Annotated in this window: 22 protein-coding genes; 18 read left to right on the forward strand and 4 right to left on the reverse strand. The window is 60.9% G+C overall.

Annotation, left to right across the window (positions count from 1 at the left end):
- Positions 1 to 19: 19 nt before the first annotated feature.
- From ELS24_RS10245 to ELS24_RS10325, 18 genes are all read left to right on the forward strand, one after another.
- The gene (locus ELS24_RS10245) at positions 20 to 259 is read left to right on the forward strand and encodes a hypothetical protein (protein WP_127184024.1); all 240 of its coding nucleotides are present in this window, start codon (positions 20 to 22) and stop codon (positions 257 to 259) included.
- Complete coding sequence (locus ELS24_RS10250) at positions 243 to 938, forward strand: hypothetical protein (RefSeq protein ID WP_127184025.1); 696 nt, start codon at positions 243 to 245, stop codon at positions 936 to 938. The genes ELS24_RS10245 and ELS24_RS10250 overlap by 17 nt, the downstream gene beginning before the upstream one ends.
- Positions 935 to 2,371: a hypothetical protein gene (locus ELS24_RS10255; RefSeq protein ID WP_127184026.1), complete on the forward strand. Its 1,437-nt coding sequence runs from the start codon at positions 935 to 937 to the stop codon at positions 2,369 to 2,371. Before ELS24_RS10250 ends, ELS24_RS10255 begins: the two co-directional genes overlap by 4 nt.
- Positions 2,371 to 2,739, forward strand: coding sequence for a hypothetical protein (locus tag ELS24_RS10260; RefSeq protein WP_127184027.1), 369 nt, complete (start codon positions 2,371 to 2,373; stop codon positions 2,737 to 2,739). Before ELS24_RS10255 ends, ELS24_RS10260 begins: the two co-directional genes overlap by 1 nt.
- A 49-nt stretch (positions 2,740 to 2,788) precedes the next feature.
- On the forward strand, positions 2,789 to 3,355 hold the full coding sequence (locus tag ELS24_RS10265) for an aspartyl/asparaginyl beta-hydroxylase domain-containing protein (protein WP_240669478.1): 567 nt from the start codon (positions 2,789 to 2,791) through the stop codon (positions 3,353 to 3,355).
- A gap of 2 nt (positions 3,356 to 3,357) precedes the next feature.
- The gene (locus ELS24_RS10270; protein WP_127184029.1) at positions 3,358 to 3,813 is read left to right on the forward strand and encodes a GNAT family N-acetyltransferase; all 456 of its coding nucleotides are present in this window, start codon (positions 3,358 to 3,360) and stop codon (positions 3,811 to 3,813) included.
- 55 nt (positions 3,814 to 3,868) lie between these two features.
- A complete protein-coding gene (locus tag ELS24_RS10275) occupies positions 3,869 to 4,891 on the forward strand; it encodes a hypothetical protein (RefSeq protein WP_127184030.1) in 1,023 nt (340 codons plus the stop codon).
- A gap of 11 nt (positions 4,892 to 4,902) precedes the next feature.
- Positions 4,903 to 6,213, forward strand: coding sequence for a hypothetical protein (locus tag ELS24_RS10280; RefSeq protein ID WP_127184031.1), 1,311 nt, complete (start codon positions 4,903 to 4,905; stop codon positions 6,211 to 6,213).
- Between the two features lie 2 nt (positions 6,214 to 6,215).
- The gene (locus tag ELS24_RS10285; RefSeq protein ID WP_127184032.1) at positions 6,216 to 8,765 is read left to right on the forward strand and encodes a glycoside hydrolase family 24 protein; all 2,550 of its coding nucleotides are present in this window, start codon (positions 6,216 to 6,218) and stop codon (positions 8,763 to 8,765) included.
- 135 nt (positions 8,766 to 8,900) lie between these two features.
- Positions 8,901 to 10,322, forward strand: a complete 1,422-nt coding sequence (locus ELS24_RS10290; protein WP_127184033.1) for a hypothetical protein — start codon at positions 8,901 to 8,903, stop codon at positions 10,320 to 10,322.
- Positions 10,323 to 10,486: 164 nt separating this feature from the next.
- Positions 10,487 to 11,191 (forward strand): SGNH/GDSL hydrolase family protein, encoded by a 705-nt coding sequence (locus ELS24_RS10295; RefSeq protein ID WP_127184034.1) that lies wholly within the window; start codon positions 10,487 to 10,489, stop codon positions 11,189 to 11,191.
- 79 nt (positions 11,192 to 11,270) lie between these two features.
- Entirely contained in the window at positions 11,271 to 11,552 is a 282-nt protein-coding gene (locus ELS24_RS10300; RefSeq protein WP_127184035.1) for a hypothetical protein, read from the forward strand.
- Positions 11,553 to 11,561: 9 nt separating this feature from the next.
- Positions 11,562 to 11,825 carry a hypothetical protein gene (locus ELS24_RS10305; RefSeq protein ID WP_127184036.1) on the forward strand — a complete coding sequence of 88 codons (264 nt, stop codon included), beginning with the start codon at positions 11,562 to 11,564 and terminating at the stop codon, positions 11,823 to 11,825.
- 46 nt (positions 11,826 to 11,871) lie between these two features.
- Positions 11,872 to 12,261 carry a lysozyme gene (locus tag ELS24_RS10310; RefSeq protein WP_240669480.1) on the forward strand — a complete coding sequence of 130 codons (390 nt, stop codon included), beginning with the start codon at positions 11,872 to 11,874 and terminating at the stop codon, positions 12,259 to 12,261.
- Positions 12,258 to 12,509 (forward strand): hypothetical protein, encoded by a 252-nt coding sequence (locus ELS24_RS10315; protein WP_127184037.1) that lies wholly within the window; start codon positions 12,258 to 12,260, stop codon positions 12,507 to 12,509. Before ELS24_RS10310 ends, ELS24_RS10315 begins: the two co-directional genes overlap by 4 nt.
- A complete protein-coding gene (locus ELS24_RS30850; RefSeq protein ID WP_164741239.1) occupies positions 12,499 to 12,639 on the forward strand; it encodes a hypothetical protein in 141 nt (46 codons plus the stop codon). Before ELS24_RS10315 ends, ELS24_RS30850 begins: the two co-directional genes overlap by 11 nt.
- A 129-nt stretch (positions 12,640 to 12,768) precedes the next feature.
- Positions 12,769 to 12,999: a hypothetical protein gene (locus ELS24_RS10320; RefSeq protein ID WP_205736984.1), complete on the forward strand. Its 231-nt coding sequence runs from the start codon at positions 12,769 to 12,771 to the stop codon at positions 12,997 to 12,999.
- Complete coding sequence (locus tag ELS24_RS10325) at positions 12,999 to 13,964, forward strand: hypothetical protein (RefSeq protein WP_240669481.1); 966 nt, start codon at positions 12,999 to 13,001, stop codon at positions 13,962 to 13,964. Before ELS24_RS10320 ends, ELS24_RS10325 begins: the two co-directional genes overlap by 1 nt.
- Here the strand turns inward: ELS24_RS10325 and ELS24_RS10330 are convergent.
- The 4 genes from ELS24_RS10330 to ELS24_RS31055 are packed head-to-tail and all read right to left on the reverse strand — an operon-like array spanning position 13,929 to position 15,781.
- Positions 13,929 to 14,177 (reverse strand): helix-turn-helix transcriptional regulator, encoded by a 249-nt coding sequence (locus tag ELS24_RS10330; RefSeq protein WP_127184039.1) that lies wholly within the window; start codon positions 14,175 to 14,177, stop codon positions 13,929 to 13,931. The two genes, ELS24_RS10325 and ELS24_RS10330, sit on opposite strands and share 36 nt — an antisense overlap.
- Complete coding sequence (locus tag ELS24_RS10335; RefSeq protein ID WP_127184040.1) at positions 14,178 to 14,453, reverse strand: hypothetical protein; 276 nt, start codon at positions 14,451 to 14,453, stop codon at positions 14,178 to 14,180.
- Positions 14,446 to 14,850 (reverse strand): hypothetical protein, encoded by a 405-nt coding sequence (locus ELS24_RS10340; RefSeq protein WP_127184041.1) that lies wholly within the window; start codon positions 14,848 to 14,850, stop codon positions 14,446 to 14,448. The genes ELS24_RS10335 and ELS24_RS10340 overlap by 8 nt, the downstream gene beginning before the upstream one ends.
- Complete coding sequence (locus ELS24_RS31055) at positions 14,840 to 15,781, reverse strand: hypothetical protein (RefSeq protein WP_205736960.1); 942 nt, start codon at positions 15,779 to 15,781, stop codon at positions 14,840 to 14,842. Before ELS24_RS31055 ends, ELS24_RS10340 begins: the two co-directional genes overlap by 11 nt.
- Positions 15,782 to 15,797: the final 16 nt, after the last annotated feature.

A 15,797-nucleotide genomic window follows, 5' to 3' on the forward strand; every position in this document is an offset into this window, starting at 1 on the left:
GGCGCGGCGGGAGTCCCATATGGATACCTGGCTCTATCACCGCACCGAATCGCCGAGGATTTTCCGCTCTGCGGATGATGTCAAGGCGGCCCTGGCTGACGGCTGGGCTGATACGCCCGCAGCATTCGAAGCCGAAGAAGTGCCCAGCGAACTGGACGAGTTGCGCGCCAAAGCTGCCGGTTTGGGCATCAAATTTGACAAGCGTTGGGGCGCCGACAAGTTGGCCAAGGCGATCAAAGACCATGACGACAGCGCTTGAGATCGTCAACCGGGCCTACACGCTCTTGGGCGTGAAAGACCCCGGGCAGGCGTTGCCCGGCACGATGGAGGTGGACGCACTCGAAGTGCTGAACACCATGATCGATTCCTGGCGGACCGAAGAGTTTTTCGTCTACCAGATTGACGAACTGGTATACGCCATGGCGCCGAACCAGCAGACGGTGAAGATTGGCCCGGGGCAGCAGATTGACGTGCCGGTGCCGCTCAAGATCGAGCGCGGGGTATTCGTGCGCTCTGGCGGGATCGATTACCAGGTTGCTGGCATCGACCGCGTTCAGTACGCCCAGATCATGCTCAAGACCACCGGGTCAAGTTTTCCCAGCGCGGTCTACTACGAGCGCGCCTACCCGTTCGGCACGCTGTTCTTTTGGCCGCTGCCGGCTGGCGCATACGAGTTGCACTTGCCGCTCTGGCAGCAGTTGGCAGAATTTGGCGACTTGGGTACCGACATCCAGTTGGCTCCAGGATGTCGCCGAGCATTGGAATATTCGCTTGCCGAAGAGTTGTCCCCGGGACTGGTCGATCTGCCGACCGCCGTTATCAAGACTGGCATTCGTGCGCGCGCGAACATCAAGCGCGTGAACCGCGAGACGCCTGTGCTTGATGTGCCCCTTGATCTGCAAGTCGGGCGCCGGTTCAACATCTTCGCGGGCCAATGATGGCAGAGCTTGCTATCCCCTTCGTCGGGCAGGCCTACGAAGCGCGCAGCCTGAATTTCAGCGCTCAGCGATGCGTGAATCTGTTCCTTGAGCTTGGCATGGCTGGTGCCAAGTCCCCAGCGGCATTGTTTTGCACGCCCGGATTGACCCAGAAGCTGCAAATGCCAAACGGCCAGACCGAGATCCGTGGGGTGCTTCAGTTCGAAGGGCTTTTATGGGTGGTATCGGGGAACACGCTGTTTTCAGTGTCTGACAGCTTCGTGGCCACCATTATCGGTGTCCTCGCGACTAGCACCGGGCCGGTGTCTATGGCGAAGAACGAAACACAACTGGCGATTGTGGATGGCGTCGGCGGTTACTACTACGACTTTCCATCGCTGACGTTCGGGCAGATTACGGATTCCGAGTTTCCGACCGGGTGCCGACGTATCTCGTACCTGCTTAACCGTTTCTTGGTTGAAGCACCGCAGTCGCAAACCATGTCATGGTCCAAGATTGGCGACGTACGCGTCTGGGATGGCCTGGACTTCGCCAGCGCGGATGCGTCGCCTGACAACATCGTCTCGCACATGGCCGACCATCAAGAGCTGTATGTGTTTGGCGAGACGACCACGCAGATCTTTGTCGCTGACGCCCAGGGGTTTGCCAACAGCCCTAACAGCTCGATGCAACAGGGGTGCGCCGCGGTGTTCAGCCCGGCCAGCATCGATAACAGCGTGGTATGGCTTGGGCGTGATGACCTTGGGCATGGGATCGTTTGGCAGACGCGGGGCGGTGCCACGCCAGTACGGATATCGAATCATGGTGTCGAGTACGCCATTTCTCAGTACGAGCGAATCGATGACGCGGTTGCCTACGTCTATCAGCAGGAAGGGCACCTTTTCTATGTGCTGACGTTCCCCACCGGGAATGCGACGTGGGTGTACGACGTTGCCAGCCAAACGTGGCATGAGCGGGCCTACATGGTCCCGTCAACTGGCGAACTGACGCGACACCGGTCCAACTGCCACGCAATGTTCAACGGTCACCACATTGTGGGCGACTGGCAGAACGGGCGCCTGTATGAGTTGGATTTGAGCAGCTATACCGACGATGGCGATGCCATCCTGCGCCTGCGTTCGTCTCCGGCCATCACGCAGAATCAAAAGCGGATGGTATTCAAAGCATTGCAGGTAGACGTTCAAGTTGGAGTGTCTCCGTCGACCGGGCAAGGCAGTGACCCGGTTGGAATGCTCAGGTATTCCGACGACTCCGGCCACACTTGGAGCAACCGGAGTACAGCCACGCTTGGCAAGATAGGCCAGTATTCGGCGCGGTGCCGCTTCCATCGCCTTGGGTCTGGCCGAAACCGCGTGTTTGAGTTCAGTGTGTCGGACCCGGTGCCTGTGGTGATCTTGGGTGCGTATGTGGATGCCGTGGCGGGGCAGTGGTAATGGAAGAACTGCAACTGCTCGGCAACACTGCCGCGTTCGCTGAGGACCGCCAGGGTTCTCAGCAATCCCAGACCTTCCAGTCGCGCCAAACGCTGGCGTTTTTCCGCAATCTCAAGCGCATCTTGCGGCAGGCGTATTCGGTTGACGATGCGCCCGCAGTAGTCCCCGCCACCGCCTCCCCCATGACCTATACCGCCGCCGACCGCATGTCCCTGCATGTGGCGGGCGGCACCGTTTCATCGATTGCCTTCAAGCGTGGCGCTAGCACGCTGGCGGTGGGCGCGAACCAGCTTATCCCCCTGAATCCCGGCGACCAGGTCGTCATTACCTACACCGTTGCGCCCACGATTACCGCCGTGTCGCGCTGAACCGAGACCAAAAATGCAGAATTTCCACTTCCTGGCGCATGGCGTCGACGTGAACCCGTTGATGCTGGCTATCCGCCGTCAGCCGCACCTGTGGCATGAAGACACGTTCTTGCGAAAGTATCCGCAGGGGCCGTTTGGGCAGACGGAAACCATCATGATCCGCTTCCCTGAGAAGGAGGAAGGCCTCACGGAAGAGCAGATCGAGGCCTACAAGGCGAATCAGCTTGCGGGGTATGACCAGTACGAGGCGGTGAATTATCCCGCCTTGGCGGCCCTGCCAGAGGCTCGCAAGCTGGTGTTTGACCTGATGGCCCGGGTTCAGGGTGAGCGCCTGGGCCGCGTGATGATCAACAAGGTTTGTGCGGGCGGTCGCATCTTCCCGCACGCCGACACCCCGGAACAGACGCGGTATTACACGCGGTTCCACATTGTGCTGCACGGCCTGCCGGGTGCCATCCTGCGCTGCGGTGAAGGTGACGCCGCCGAACAGATCAACATGAATACGGGCGACTGCTTCTGGTTCAACAACGCGCTGACCCATGAAGTGGTGAACAACAGCGCCGACGACCGCGTTTCTATGGTTGTCGACATTCGTCTGCCGCGCACGAAGGAATAGCGATGCTGACCGCCCAAGTAGAAAGCCTGACCGCGCGCCTGGAAGAACTCAAGCCGCTGTTCCCCCTGCATTGGGAAGAACTGGCGTTGAACAAGGACAAGGTGCCGCTGGGCCCGCAGTACGACATTTACCTGCAACGTGATGCGCGCGGCGAAGTCACGTTTGTGACGCTGCGCGATGCGGGAGAATTGGTCGGCTACTTCGTGGGCTTCGTGGCACCCGGCCTGCATTACCGCTCCTGCCTGACCTGCCACATGGACATCATGTATCTGCGCAAGGACAAGCGCGGCGGGCGCGGCGGGCTGATCTTGCTGAACGCGGTCAAGGCGGAATTGAAGCGGCGCGGCGTGCAGCGCTGGTTTGTGGGCACCAAAGCCCACATGGATATTGGCTCCCTGTTCAAACGGATGGGGTTCGAACACGTAGAAACCACGTACAGCGCGTGGATCGGGGACTGATATGGTAGCCGCCGCAGTAGGGGTATCCGCAGCCGCAGGCCTGGCTGGTAGCGCTATGGCAGCAGACGCCGCGGGCGATGCTGCTGCCGGCCAGCAGCAGGCCGCACAGGACGCGAACGCGCTTCAGCAGCAGATTTACGACCGCAACACCGAGAACTTTCAGCCGTATCTGAATGCCGGCGGCGCGGGCCTGAACGCGCTGCTGTTCCGCCTTGGCCTGGGTTCTGGGACTGGCGGTCGAGATCTGACCGAGCAGGAAATCCGCAACGAGCTGATGGGCCAGTACACGACTGCCGGCCAATCGGGCAGCCCGCCTCCGCTGGCATCGTTGCTCACCAACGCGCGCGACCGGGGATATTCCAACGCGCAATGGGGGTTTGATCCCCAGGCGAACCGCTGGGGCTATCAACTCGAATACATCATGGGCGGGGACGCTGGGGGCACGAGTTCCAAATGGGTGTATGCCGACCCGCAGGGCGCCACGTCTGACACGGTTGATGAAGCCGGTTTGAACGCCGCAGTGCAACAGCGTCTTGCCCAGCAGAATGCGGCCAAGAGCGACCCGAACTATGGCTGGTTGCTCAAGCGCTTCAGCGAAACGGACTGGCAGACCGATCCCGGGTACCAGTTCCGCTTGGATCAGGGGAACAACGCGCTGAGCAACATGGCGGCGGCGACGGGCAACCTCAACTCTGGCCGCGCGCTGAAGGACGCCATCGCCTACAGCTCGGGCCAGGCTTCGCAGGAATACGGGAACGCCTACAGCCGGTTCAACACCGACCAGACGAACCAGTACAACCGCTTGGCTGCGCTGGCTGGCATGGGGCAGTCGTCGGCGTCTGCGCTGGCGGGCGTGGGCCAGAACTATGCGAACCAGGTCGGAAACAACTTGGCGCAGGGTGCGAATGCCGCCGCTGCTGGCGCCGTGGGGCAGTCCAACGCGCTGAATCAGGGATTGGGTGGCTTGGCAAACGCCGGCCTGAACTACGCAGCCATGACGCGGCAGAGCGGCTACACGCCGAGTGGTCCGGCGTTCGGCAACCTCAATGGGTTGTACGGCGCCAGCTGGGCCAACTAGTAGGAGACATCATGCAACTTGACACCCGAATCCCATTGCAAGCGCAAGGCCCGCAGATCGAAAACCCGATCAATGCGCTGTTCAACGCCACGCGCCTGCGGTCCGCGCAGTCTCAGGTCGGCGAGCAGGAACGCCAGATTGGCGAGCGCAATGCCCTGGCGGATGTGCTGCGCCAGCCTGGAACGTTTGGCGCAGACGGCAGTTTCAACCGTGCGGCGTTGCCGGCCATCGCGCAAGCTGCGCCTGGATCCGTGGCCCAATACGCTGGTTTGGCGAACCAGCAGGACGCCAGCCAGGGCCAAGCGGATGCGCGCCGCATGCAGGCGGCCAAGCAGAGCATGGAAATCCAGGGCCGGCTGTTGCAGGGCGTGCGCGACGAGCAGAGCTACCAGGCTGCCAAGCAGCAGGCACAGCAGTACGGTATCGACGTGTCGCAATTTCCGGCCAACTACGACCCGGCCTTCGTGCAGCAGGCGCTGGCCCGCACCATGAGTCAGATGGACCAGTTCGACATGCTGTACAAGCAGGAATCGCTGAACTTGCAGCGTCAGAGGCTGGAAGCTGGGAAGACTGGCCCGGTGGGCCAGCCGTTTGAGGCTACCGGTCCGAACGGCGCTCCCATCCTTGCGCAGCGCTACGGCGACGGCTCCATTAAGCCTGTCGAGGGCTTCGGCCCGAAGGCGCGCAGCGACGGCATGACCATCATGACGAACCCGGATGGCACCGCCACTATCACTCAGGGTGGCCAAACTCCTAAGCTGACCGAAGGCCAGAGCAAGGATTTGCTATTCGGCACCCGAGCGCAGGAAGCGGACAAGATCATCAACAACCTTGTCTCCCCCCCGGACGGGAAAGAGGGAGTGAACTTCCTGCAAGCGCAGACGCTTGGCGGAGACGGCATCGGCCGGACGATTAAAAACTGGATGGCGCCAGCCAATGTCCAGAAGTTCAACCAGGCCAAGCGTGACTTCATCAACGCGGTTCTGCGCAAGGAGTCTGGCGCAGTGATTTCGCCGGATGAATTTGCCAACGCAGAGCAGCAATACTTCCCGCAGTCCGGAGATACTGATGAAGTCATTGAGCAGAAAGCGCGCAACCGGGATCTTGCTGCGCGAGGGATCCTGGCCGGTGTCCCGGGTGTCGCGCGGGACAACTTGACCTCTGGCGGCAGGCAGAATCCGACGACTGGCCCACAGCCTACCGGCGCGGGAGGCGTGCTGTCGCCGGCTCCCACGGCCGCGCGAGCGGTGGCCCGCACTGGCACCCTGGATGGCCGAAAGGTAGTCGAATATTCCGATGGCTCTGTTGAATACGCGGACTGACCATGGCAACCGTTGAAGAACTCGCGGGGTACCTGTCTAACCCAAATGTGCAGAAGGTCCTGCGCACGATTGGCCAGGCGGAAGGCACGGTAGGGGAGAAGATCGCCGACCCGTACCGCATCGCCTTTGGCGGGGGCACGTTTGATTCATTGGATGCCCACCCCAATACGATGGCCTCGTTCACGCAGACCGATGGCAAGAGGAACAAGACGAGCGCGGCCGGCGCGTACCAGTTCCTCAAGCCGACTTGGGACGATGTGTCCAGCAAGCTAGGGTTGAAGGATTTCAGCCCACGCAGCCAGGATATCGCCGCGCTGGAATTGATCAATCGCGCGGGTGCGTTGCAGGATGTCTTGAACGGAGACACAGCGTCCGCTTTCGGAAAGCTTGGGTCCACTTGGGCCAGTTTGCCGTCGTCCCCCTACGCCCAACCGAAGCGCTCGCAAGGCTTCATTGAGCAAGCCCTGAATGCTGTGATTCCCACTGCGGAGGCCGCGCCAGTGCCCAAGATTGACCCGAGCAAAGTGCAATGGGATGAGCCTGCTACGAAATCAGCCGATCCGGCGATTGACGTTTCGAAAGTCCAGTGGGATGAGCCGGCCGCTACCGCAGCCGAGGGTGGCTCTCCACGCGCTCCAGAGCCGGGGCGCACCGGTGTACTGGGCGCTATTGAGGATCTCGGGGCCGGCGTCCGCAAGATGGGCCAGGGCATCGCGCAGGGGTTCGGCGACGTACCGGCTGGCCTCGGGCAATCCTCTATGCACCAGGGGCAGCAGATTCTGGGAGCTATCGACCAGTTGGCTGGTACGAACCTGTCTGCGAGCGCACAACCGAATGTGGCCGCGCGTGACGCAGAAGTCGCGCAGCGTGAGGCAGACTACCAAGCAGCTACACCAGGGTCTGCGGCGGCTGGCGTGGGGCGCCTGGCGGGGAATCTGGCCTTTGCCATGGCGGGCGGACCTTCTGCCTTGGCCGCTCCTATGACGACCGGCGCTCAACTCGGTGCGCGTGCATTGCCGATGGCACCCCGCCTGGGCGCGGCGCTAGGCACTGGCGCTGGTAGTGGGCTGGTCGGGGCCGGGTATGGTGCGACGGCCCCGGTGCCGGTTGGCGACTACGACGAGCAGTCGGCCCGGAACGCTGTGGCCGGAGGGGTTCTTGGCGCGGTGACCCCGGCGCTTGGTCAAGCAGTTGGGTCGGCAGGGCGCTACATCGGGCGCAATGTAAAAGCCGCCGTAGCACCGTTTTCTGAGTCAGGCCGGCAACGCATCGCCGAAAATATCTTGGCGCGGATGGCGCAGGGCGGCCCTCAGAAAGGGAGGGTAGGCCAGTTCGTGGAAGGTGTGGAGCCTACCATGGCGGAAATCACCGGCAACCCGAAGATTGCGAACCTACAACGCACTATCCGCGACTTGGAGCCGACGCCATTTGTCGCACGGGAGGAAGCCAATCAGCTTGCTCGCCAGGACGCTATGAGCGCGATCCGTGGCAGCGCCGATGATCTGGCATCGGCCAAGATCGCCCGCTCAGCGGCTGCGGCAGACGACTATCTGAACACGCACGTCGGTATCCCGGTCGCGAATACGGAATACGCCGCGCTCAAGCGCACGCCGGCCTTCCAGAGCGCTTTCGCAGAAGCTGAGCGGATGGCCAAGAACTCTGGCGGCTCGGTGGAAACCAAGGTGATCAACCGCACGAATGCAAATCGCGGCGGCCAAATTGGCACCCCGGATACCTATGTTTCCGGCGTCGGTTTGCAGCGCATCAAGATGGCTCTTGATGACCAGATCAACACCGCGATGCGGGCTGGGAAAAACGGCGAGGCCGCCAACGTCCTGCAAGTGAAGGGACGGCTGGTCGACATGATGGACCGCGAAATCCCTGGCTATGCCGAGGCGCGGCAAGCCTATTCGGCTGCGTCCCGAGATATTGACCAGATGTCGTATCTACAAGGGCTTAACCTGACGGATGCCCAAGGGGATATCACGCTGGCTCGCGTTCAGAACGCGCTGCGTAATCTGGAGAAGGCCCAACAGAAGCCTGGCATGAACGAGGCGAAATCGGTCACGGCAGAGAAGATTGCTGCGCTGACCGATATCCGCGACGACCTGCTGCGGCAGGCGCAGGCGCAAAAAGGGCGATCCTTGGGGACCAACACCGCTCAGAACTTGGCGATGCAGAACCTGCTATCAACCATGCTTCCTGGGAAAACGGGGGACGTGGTTGGCGCGATTGGCCCGGGTGCTATTGCTGGCGGTGGGCTGGGGCTTGCGCTTGGCGGCCCGGCAGGCGGTGCGGCTGGGGCCGTGGTTGGAAACAGGCTTGAGGCCGCTGCGAATGCCTTGATGCGCTCCGGCAATGAGGATATCCAGAACCGACTGGCTCGCTTGTTGCTGAATGAGGGTGGCTCAGGGCTTTCTGCTCTCGAGCGTGCAGCCAGTCCGGCGCGACCACTCCCTGGTATGAGCGGACTGAATCGGCTCCTCTACCCATCCATCAGTGTCGGTGGGTCTTTGGGGATGAGCGTCAAAACTCCGACCAACTCCCGGTGATTCTTTAAAGCCATCCCATATCCCTTTCACGAAAGCGAAAGCGAGATAAGCCAGTAACGGGATCGGCAGGTAGTTTTCCATTTCGCAAATATAGCAGCCCCGCCAAGAGCGGGGCTTTCCTTTCTGGGGCTTGCAATGCCGCAATCTTATATCTCCCCCCGATTCAGCGCCATCGACTCGAATGGTCGGCCTCTTGTCGGCGGGAAGCTGTACACGTACATCAATGGCACCACGACGCCCCAGGTGACGTACCAGGACGCAGGCGGGCTTGCGGCCAATACGAATCCCGTCATCCTGGATGCGCGTGGCGAGGCGGTCATTTTCCTGACTGATGGCGTGGTCTATACCTTCGTCTTGAAGGACGCCGACGACGCATTGATCTGGAGCCAGGATTCTATTTCTGGAGCGCAGACGAGTAGCGGCGGCATCACACCCGTTACGGTGCTGCCGGGCTCCGATATCGGCCCTGTGTACATGCCTGGGCAGGGGATCTTTTATTGGAACGGCACTCAATACGTGTCGGACTTCCAAGGCGGGTTCTCGGGCGGTGGGTTCTCTTTCAAGAACAAAATTATCAACGGCGACTTCCGAGTTTGGCAGCGGGGTACGTCGATTGGGCCAATTACATCAGCCTCATCTAACCCTTATGTATCTGATCGCTGGCGCGCAACGATCTCGGGGTCGTCCTCAATTACCGTAACGCAGCAAATGGCGTCTAGCGACTATGGACAGGCTCGCACTGGTGCATTCACCGCGAGGGTCACATCGAACGCGGCGGAATCTCCAGCCGCTGGGGACAAAAACCGCCTGTCCCAAGCCGTTGAAGGGCAAAACCTCCTGAGCTTTGCTATGGGAACCCTGTGGGGCGGATCCTTCACTCTGTCGTTCTGGGTTAAGGCTTCAATTGTCGGGACCTATTGTGTGGCTTTCCTCAACAGTGGAAGTCCTTCCTATAGGGCATATGTCGCCAATTTTTCCATTGGTGCAGCGAACGTTTGGGAACTGAAAAGAATCACTGTCCCGATAGATTCGTCGGGGTTGGCCAATTGGGTCCGCGATACCGGGCTGGGCATGCAGGTGATTTTTGACCTGGGAAGCGGGTCAAACTACGAAGGAGCGGTAAACACCTGGCTATCGACCGAAACCACGCGGACCACTGGCGCGGTGCGTTTGGTCGGCACAAATGCCGCCACGTTTGAAGTGGGGCAAGTTCAGCTTGAGATGGGTACCCAGCAGACGCCCTTTGACGATCGGCCTTACGAGGTTGAATTTGACCTGTGCCGTCGGTACTTCTGGCGCGCGCCGAATAGCAGCTATATGTGGTCTGGCAATACCACTTCTGGAATCACCTATTACGCAAGCTGCTTGCTCCCGGTAACGATGCGTGCCACACCTACTGTCAGCGGCACGACCTCCAATGGAGAAAGCGGTTTCCCAACGTCTTTTGCCGGCGCTTCTCCACAGACGGCAAATACTGTGGTCGTATCCAAAGTAGCTAACGCCACGGCCAGCGGTTCCTTCTATTACGCAGGGTTTGATGTGACGGCGGAATATTGAATATGTACGAACTCCTACCAGGCGGATTTATCAAGCGCTTATCCGATGGCGCCGTGATCCCAAGAGATCCGCAAAATTTCGATTATGCTGCATTCCTTGAATGGGAAGCCAGTGGCAATACCGCGCTGCTAGGCCGACCAAAACCCTAATCAACTGGCGTCCAAATGCGAACACTCTTACTGTTTCTTCTGGCCCTCTTTGCCATCCCGGCTGGGGCCGCGTCCCTGTTGTGCTTCGGAGACAGCCAGACACAGGCACGGCCGCCGCTGGTGGTGTCTGACACGTACTGCCACAAGATGGCCCAAGCCACCGGACGCACTGCGATTAATGCCGGCGTGGGGGGCAACACTTCCACGATGGGCTTGGCGCGTTTGCAAACCGACGTGCTTTCCACATCGGCCGAATGCGTGGCAGTGATGTTCGGGGCGAATGACGCATTCATTGAATCTGCGCCGACCTACAACTATTCCAGCTACTGGACTGAGCCCAAGCCCGGCCGGGTTTCGCTGGCGACCTACCGCGATAACATCACCAGCATGGTGACCCAGATCCAAGCGGAGGGAAAGGCGGTAACGCTGATCACGCCCTGGGCGTTCTGGTCCACCGAATACTTGCAGCAGTTTCCGTTCTACGTGAACGTGGTGAAACAGGTGGGTAAGGAGATGGGCGTCCCGGTTTTGGATGCCTATGCGATTCAGCTGAATCTTTGGTGGGCCAGCCAGCCGTGGCTAACCCCGGCCAGCGGCGCGCCGTCGTTTTGGGCGCTGGAACAGGATTACCAACACCCTAGCGCTCTCGGGCACACAAAGATCGCAGAGCTATGTACGAAGCCAGAAAATTCCGCGTCCTGTGCCTGCACCGCTCAATAAGCCGCTCAGCGGCTTTTTTTACGTCCGAAGGAACGTTATGAACGACATACCAACCCGCGTAGCGGTCCTTGAGAAAGACATGGGCCAAGTCAAGACGAGTCTTGCGAAGCTCTTCATATGGTTTTCGGTGGCGGTGGCCGTAGGCTCGCCGCTTTTCGGTGGCCTTCTTGGGGTCATCGCGTGGAATGCCGCCCGCAGCGTGAACCAGCTCGATAGTTTGAGCGTGGGAGTGGGAGACATCAAGACGGATATGGCCGTGGTCAAGAGCAAACAGGAGACGCAGGACAAATCCTGGAAGCTGATCACCCAGCTATCAAAAGGGGGGGCAACCAATGTGTCAAAAACTCTCAACGATGAGTAGGTGTGTGCGATGAAGCTGATTCCCCAATGGCGCCAGTTCTGGCGCATGACATCGATCCAACTCCAGGCGGTTGCCCTGGCTTTCTTCTCTTACATTACGGCGGTGCCAGATGCAGCGATTCAACTTTGGGGCCTTCTTCCGGTCGATATTCGGGATTCCTTCCCGCCTGGATACGTCAAGTGGTTCGGCATCGCAATCATCGCCCTCGGCATCGTCGCCCGGCTCATCCGCCAGCCCAAGATCGATCAGCGACGAGGGCCTGACGGTCCTTAAGCACTACGAGGGCTGCGAGCTACAGGCGTACCAGGACTCGGTGGGGGTGTGGACCATCGGCTACGGAGATACCGAGAACGTATTGCCCGGAATGGTCATCACGCGGCAGGAGGCGGAAGACCGCCTAGAGCGCCGACTTGCTCGGGACTTCGAGCCAGGGGTGCGGGCAGCGGTCGCCGTGGGCATGCGTCAGGAGCAGTTCGACGCGATGGTGTGCCTCGCCTACAACATCGGGGTAGGGGCGTTCACCGGATCCACGCTGGTCAAATTGTTCAACGCCGGGGATATCGCCCTGGCCGCTGACCAGTTCCCACGCTGGGATAAGGCGGGCGGAAAGTCGCTCAAGGGCCTGCGCCGCCGACGTGCTGCCGAACGTGCGTTGTTCCTGGGGGCCAATGCTGCCTATGCCATCGCGGCGGGAGACAAGACGCCATGACCCTCCTACTCGAATTCTGGCCCTACATCGCTGGAGGGGTGGCCGTCATCCTGGCGTACTTCGGCGTCCGCCTCAAGGGCAAGTCAGACGGCCGCCAGGAAGTCCGCGACCAGATCAACAAACAGGCGGTCGAATCCGCCAAGGAAGTGCGCGATGTTCACGCTAAGATCAATCGGATGGACGACGGCGGCGCTGCTGCTGAGCTTAATCGCAAGTGGGTGCGCGACAAGGGAACCGGTGGTCGCTGAATTCTGCATGGTGTCGCTGCCGATCTTCATCAGCCAGCATGACGTGCTGACGGACGGGACGGCGCGGCAGATCCTGACGCACAACGAGCTAGGCGTCAGGCTTTGCGACTGGCCGGGGGCAGACGATTAGGCTGTCTAAAACTGTTCATCGGTCCTATTCAAATCAATGACTTACGAACGCCAAAACGCCGTATCGTTTTAGACTGGACTGCACCGAAAACGCATACGAATCAACATCTTATAGATTCTTTCAGATAGTCTGACGGAATACATAGTCGTCGTGGCGCTGGTGGCGGTGGCGGCTATTGCCGTCTATCAGTACTTCGGTCAGGTGGTTCGTTCCCAAACCGCCGCCATGGCGCGCGAGCTTGCAGGGGAAGACGGCGGCACACAGACGCGCGCGGCACAGCAGGCGGCTCAGAAGGCCGCGGCTCAGGCCAAGGCACGGTCTCTCAAGTCCTTTACCGGCAATGCCTCGGATGCGAAGTGATGACGCGGATGCGGGTGTCTTCCGGCGTTCAGCAGGGCCAGGCGTTGGTGCTGGGCATGATGATCGTGTCGGTCGCGGCGGCATCCCTGGTTGTGCTCTACAACCTGGGTCAAACTGCTGAAGGCCGCATGCGCTTGACCCATGCGGCGGACGCGGCGGCCTATAGCGGCGCGCTTGAGCAAGCGCGCACGCTCAATGCCCTTGCTTATTTGAACCGTACGCAGATTGCGCACCAGGTCGCCATGGCGCACTTGGTCACCTTGGCCGCCGCCGCCCAGTACGGCCGTACCATGCACGCTCAACGTACCCGCGGCAACCCGCCTGCCGGCCTGATCGCCATGCTGTTTGGCCCGGATATGGGGCTTGCTTATCGGGCAGGGCAGGTAGTGCCCGATGCTGAGTCCCGCTTGGCCAATGCGTTCGCACAACATGACTACGTTGTGCATCGGGTGTTGGAAGCCGCGGCGGCTTCGGCCATGACCGGGCTGTCGGCTTCGCGCGAGCGCATCATGCGCAAGGTCCTGGAAGCCAACATGACTGACTCGGATCAGGATTCGGGCAAGTTGCCCCGTGCGCCGGGGCTTACGTTGCATTTGCTGTCGGATGCGTGGCCCGGGTTCGCCCAGCGTAACGTCGGTACGCGCAAAGCGGGGCTGCGGCCAGCTGTGGAGCAGGCTGTCGACCGCTATGCCTACCTGCAAAAGCGCAATGCCACGCGCCGCAATTCCTGGCCCGTCAGCAAACGTTGCCCCTTGAAGCGGCATGAATTGCGCCGCCGTGGTTCGACATGGTTGGGGCCCGATGGGCGTTGGGGCGCCTTGGACACTCAGTCGTTTCATGCGCTGCGATCCAATCGATGGATCGGCTGCTATTTCCGCGAATATTCGCCGGAAATGGAAAAGCCGCTACTGGAGCGGCTTTCCGGGTGGTCAGGTGGTTTGTTTGTCCTCTTGGGGTACATCTGAGGGTACAAACTGTTTTTCGGCCCATCGCCGGACATCGTCAGGGTTCCAGACCACGATCTGTCGGCTGATGGGTGTGCCCTTTGGGAAGGTGCCGGCCCTGATTCGCTTGTAAATCTCCCCCTTGGACAGGCCGACCGCGTGCGACACGTCGGCGATGCGATATAGCAGCTTCGGCGCCGCGGCCGTCGCCTGTTGTTGGGCTGCGTGTGCCATTTACCGCTCCTTTGCCGAGGTGTCGGCCAACGCTGCAACCACGGCGGCATAGGCGGGTTCTTGGCCGGCGTTGTCAGACTGCGGCTCAAACCAGCCCGCATAGCGCATTTCGTTTTCTGCAAGCCGCAGCGCAGCAACAAGTGTTGGGGCGTTCGCCCCATCCCGCGCCATCGCCACCAGCGCATCCCGCTCGGCTCGCGACAGGGTGACCGCTTCGCCCCACGCCTTGCAGCACGTAGGCCGCTGCGCGATGGCTTCGATTTCGTCTTTATTCACGTCCGCCTCCGTCCGTGCGGGGGTGCTGGGCGGCAATCTCGGCGGCAGCGCGGACAATTGCGCGGCGTAATGCCCCTATGCGGTCTTTGCCATGCTCCTCAGTCACAACGATGTTCCGTGTGTCCCGCCGGTGTCGTATTTGTTTCACAATCCATACGCCATCCCATTCCGGGGTTCTCGGTATACATCGATGGTCGCCGGCCTCTTCGAACTGGAGACGCAAATCGGCGGCCAGAAGCAGCGCGTCGCCATCGTTTACCAAGGGGTTCCATGATTCCTCGCTGCGGCTGCCTGGCTCAGATGCTTGCATCAGCCATCCGCTATCCAGCCGGATCCAGTGGAATTCCAGGCCGGCAGCCGTCGCCGCCAGCTCCAACAGTTCGCGATCACTGCGCATCTTTCTCTCCTTTCTCGCCCGTCTGTGTAGCTGTCAAGGATTGCTTGACGACTGACGGGGTGGGGGACAAGGCGGCGTCAACCGATACCGGGTCGAACAGGGCGTGCGCGGAGTCAAAGACAATCCAACTGCCTGATCTATCCTTGACCCGTCGCACGGCGCCGTACCCGTCGCTCAAAAAGCTGTAGCGCGGCAGCTTGCACAATTGATTGCGCACCGCTTCGAAAGCCGCATCGCGCATCGCCACATCCCCCGCACCCTTCGCGCAATCCCCGCCGTCCTTGTCAGCGTGGGGCGGGATGTCGATCACGTCGCCCGCTGCGAACCGGTTCACTTTCTCCGACCAGTCGCCGATGGCTTCAGCGGTGGCGAACATGGGCAGCAGCGCGCGCGCCTCGCGGAGCAAATACAGCGCTTCCGTTCGCACCGCCTCGCTGGCCTGGGGCGCGGGTTCGCCCATGTTGGTCGGCCCGTTCGCCGCGTTCAGTTCCGCGACCAACCGCCGCGCCGTGTCACGTTCGATCCGCAGCAGGTTTTCTGCTTCCAGCGCCCGGCGCTTCCAGATCGCCATATCCTCGCGCGCTCCTTCGTATGCATTGGTGAAGTCCAGCTGGCTGGCCTGGGGCGCGGCAAGGTCATCACCACGCTCAAAGCCGTGCCGATGCTTGGAGCAAAAGCCACACGGGCAGGTAGCGCGGGGCAAGCCGCTTCCGATGTGCACCCCATCGCGGTACTGGCGTTCGACGTCTTCCGCAGTAAGCGCCTCCCCGGCTACAGGGGCGCTTGCCAAGTAACGGGCGCAATCGTCGTTATGGGTGAATTTGTCACGGGCCACAAGGGCGCTTGCCAGGGCGGAGAAAGCCGCCACCACTTGAGCGCGGGCGTGGGTGGATAGGTCTTGTCCGAAGCGTTCGCAACGGAACCCGTACACGTCCAGCAGTCTTTCA

The organism is Achromobacter spanius (assembly GCF_003994415.1).
In the GTDB taxonomy this organism is placed as follows: Bacteria; Pseudomonadota; Gammaproteobacteria; order Burkholderiales; family Burkholderiaceae_B; genus Achromobacter; species Achromobacter spanius_C.

Excerpts from the sequence above, each read along its gene's own strand:
- ELS24_RS10245 (WP_127184024.1), top strand. The coding sequence starts at position 20 with ATGGATACCTGGCTCTATCACCGCACCGAATCGCCGAGGATTTTCCGC.
- ELS24_RS10250 (WP_127184025.1), top strand. The coding sequence starts at position 243 with ATGACGACAGCGCTTGAGATCGTCAACCGGGCCTACACGCTCTTGGGC.
- ELS24_RS10255 (WP_127184026.1), top strand. The coding sequence starts at position 935 with ATGATGGCAGAGCTTGCTATCCCCTTCGTCGGGCAGGCCTACGAAGCG.
- ELS24_RS10260 (WP_127184027.1), top strand. The coding sequence starts at position 2,371 with ATGGAAGAACTGCAACTGCTCGGCAACACTGCCGCGTTCGCTGAGGAC.
- ELS24_RS10270 (WP_127184029.1), top strand. The coding sequence starts at position 3,358 with ATGCTGACCGCCCAAGTAGAAAGCCTGACCGCGCGCCTGGAAGAACTC.
- ELS24_RS10275 (WP_127184030.1), top strand. The coding sequence starts at position 3,869 with ATGGCAGCAGACGCCGCGGGCGATGCTGCTGCCGGCCAGCAGCAGGCC.
- ELS24_RS10280 (WP_127184031.1), top strand. The coding sequence starts at position 4,903 with ATGCAACTTGACACCCGAATCCCATTGCAAGCGCAAGGCCCGCAGATC.
- ELS24_RS10285 (WP_127184032.1), top strand. The coding sequence starts at position 6,216 with ATGGCAACCGTTGAAGAACTCGCGGGGTACCTGTCTAACCCAAATGTG.
- ELS24_RS10290 (WP_127184033.1), top strand. The coding sequence starts at position 8,901 with ATGCCGCAATCTTATATCTCCCCCCGATTCAGCGCCATCGACTCGAAT.
- ELS24_RS10295 (WP_127184034.1), top strand. The coding sequence starts at position 10,487 with ATGCGAACACTCTTACTGTTTCTTCTGGCCCTCTTTGCCATCCCGGCT.
- ELS24_RS10300 (WP_127184035.1), top strand. The coding sequence starts at position 11,271 with ATGGGCCAAGTCAAGACGAGTCTTGCGAAGCTCTTCATATGGTTTTCG.
- ELS24_RS10305 (WP_127184036.1), top strand. The coding sequence starts at position 11,562 with ATGAAGCTGATTCCCCAATGGCGCCAGTTCTGGCGCATGACATCGATC.
- ELS24_RS10315 (WP_127184037.1), top strand. The coding sequence starts at position 12,258 with ATGACCCTCCTACTCGAATTCTGGCCCTACATCGCTGGAGGGGTGGCC.
- ELS24_RS10325 (WP_240669481.1), top strand. The coding sequence starts at position 12,999 with ATGACGCGGATGCGGGTGTCTTCCGGCGTTCAGCAGGGCCAGGCGTTG.
- ELS24_RS10330 (WP_127184039.1), bottom strand. The coding sequence starts at position 14,177 with ATGGCACACGCAGCCCAACAACAGGCGACGGCCGCGGCGCCGAAGCTG.
- ELS24_RS10340 (WP_127184041.1), bottom strand. The coding sequence starts at position 14,850 with ATGCGCAGTGATCGCGAACTGTTGGAGCTGGCGGCGACGGCTGCCGGC.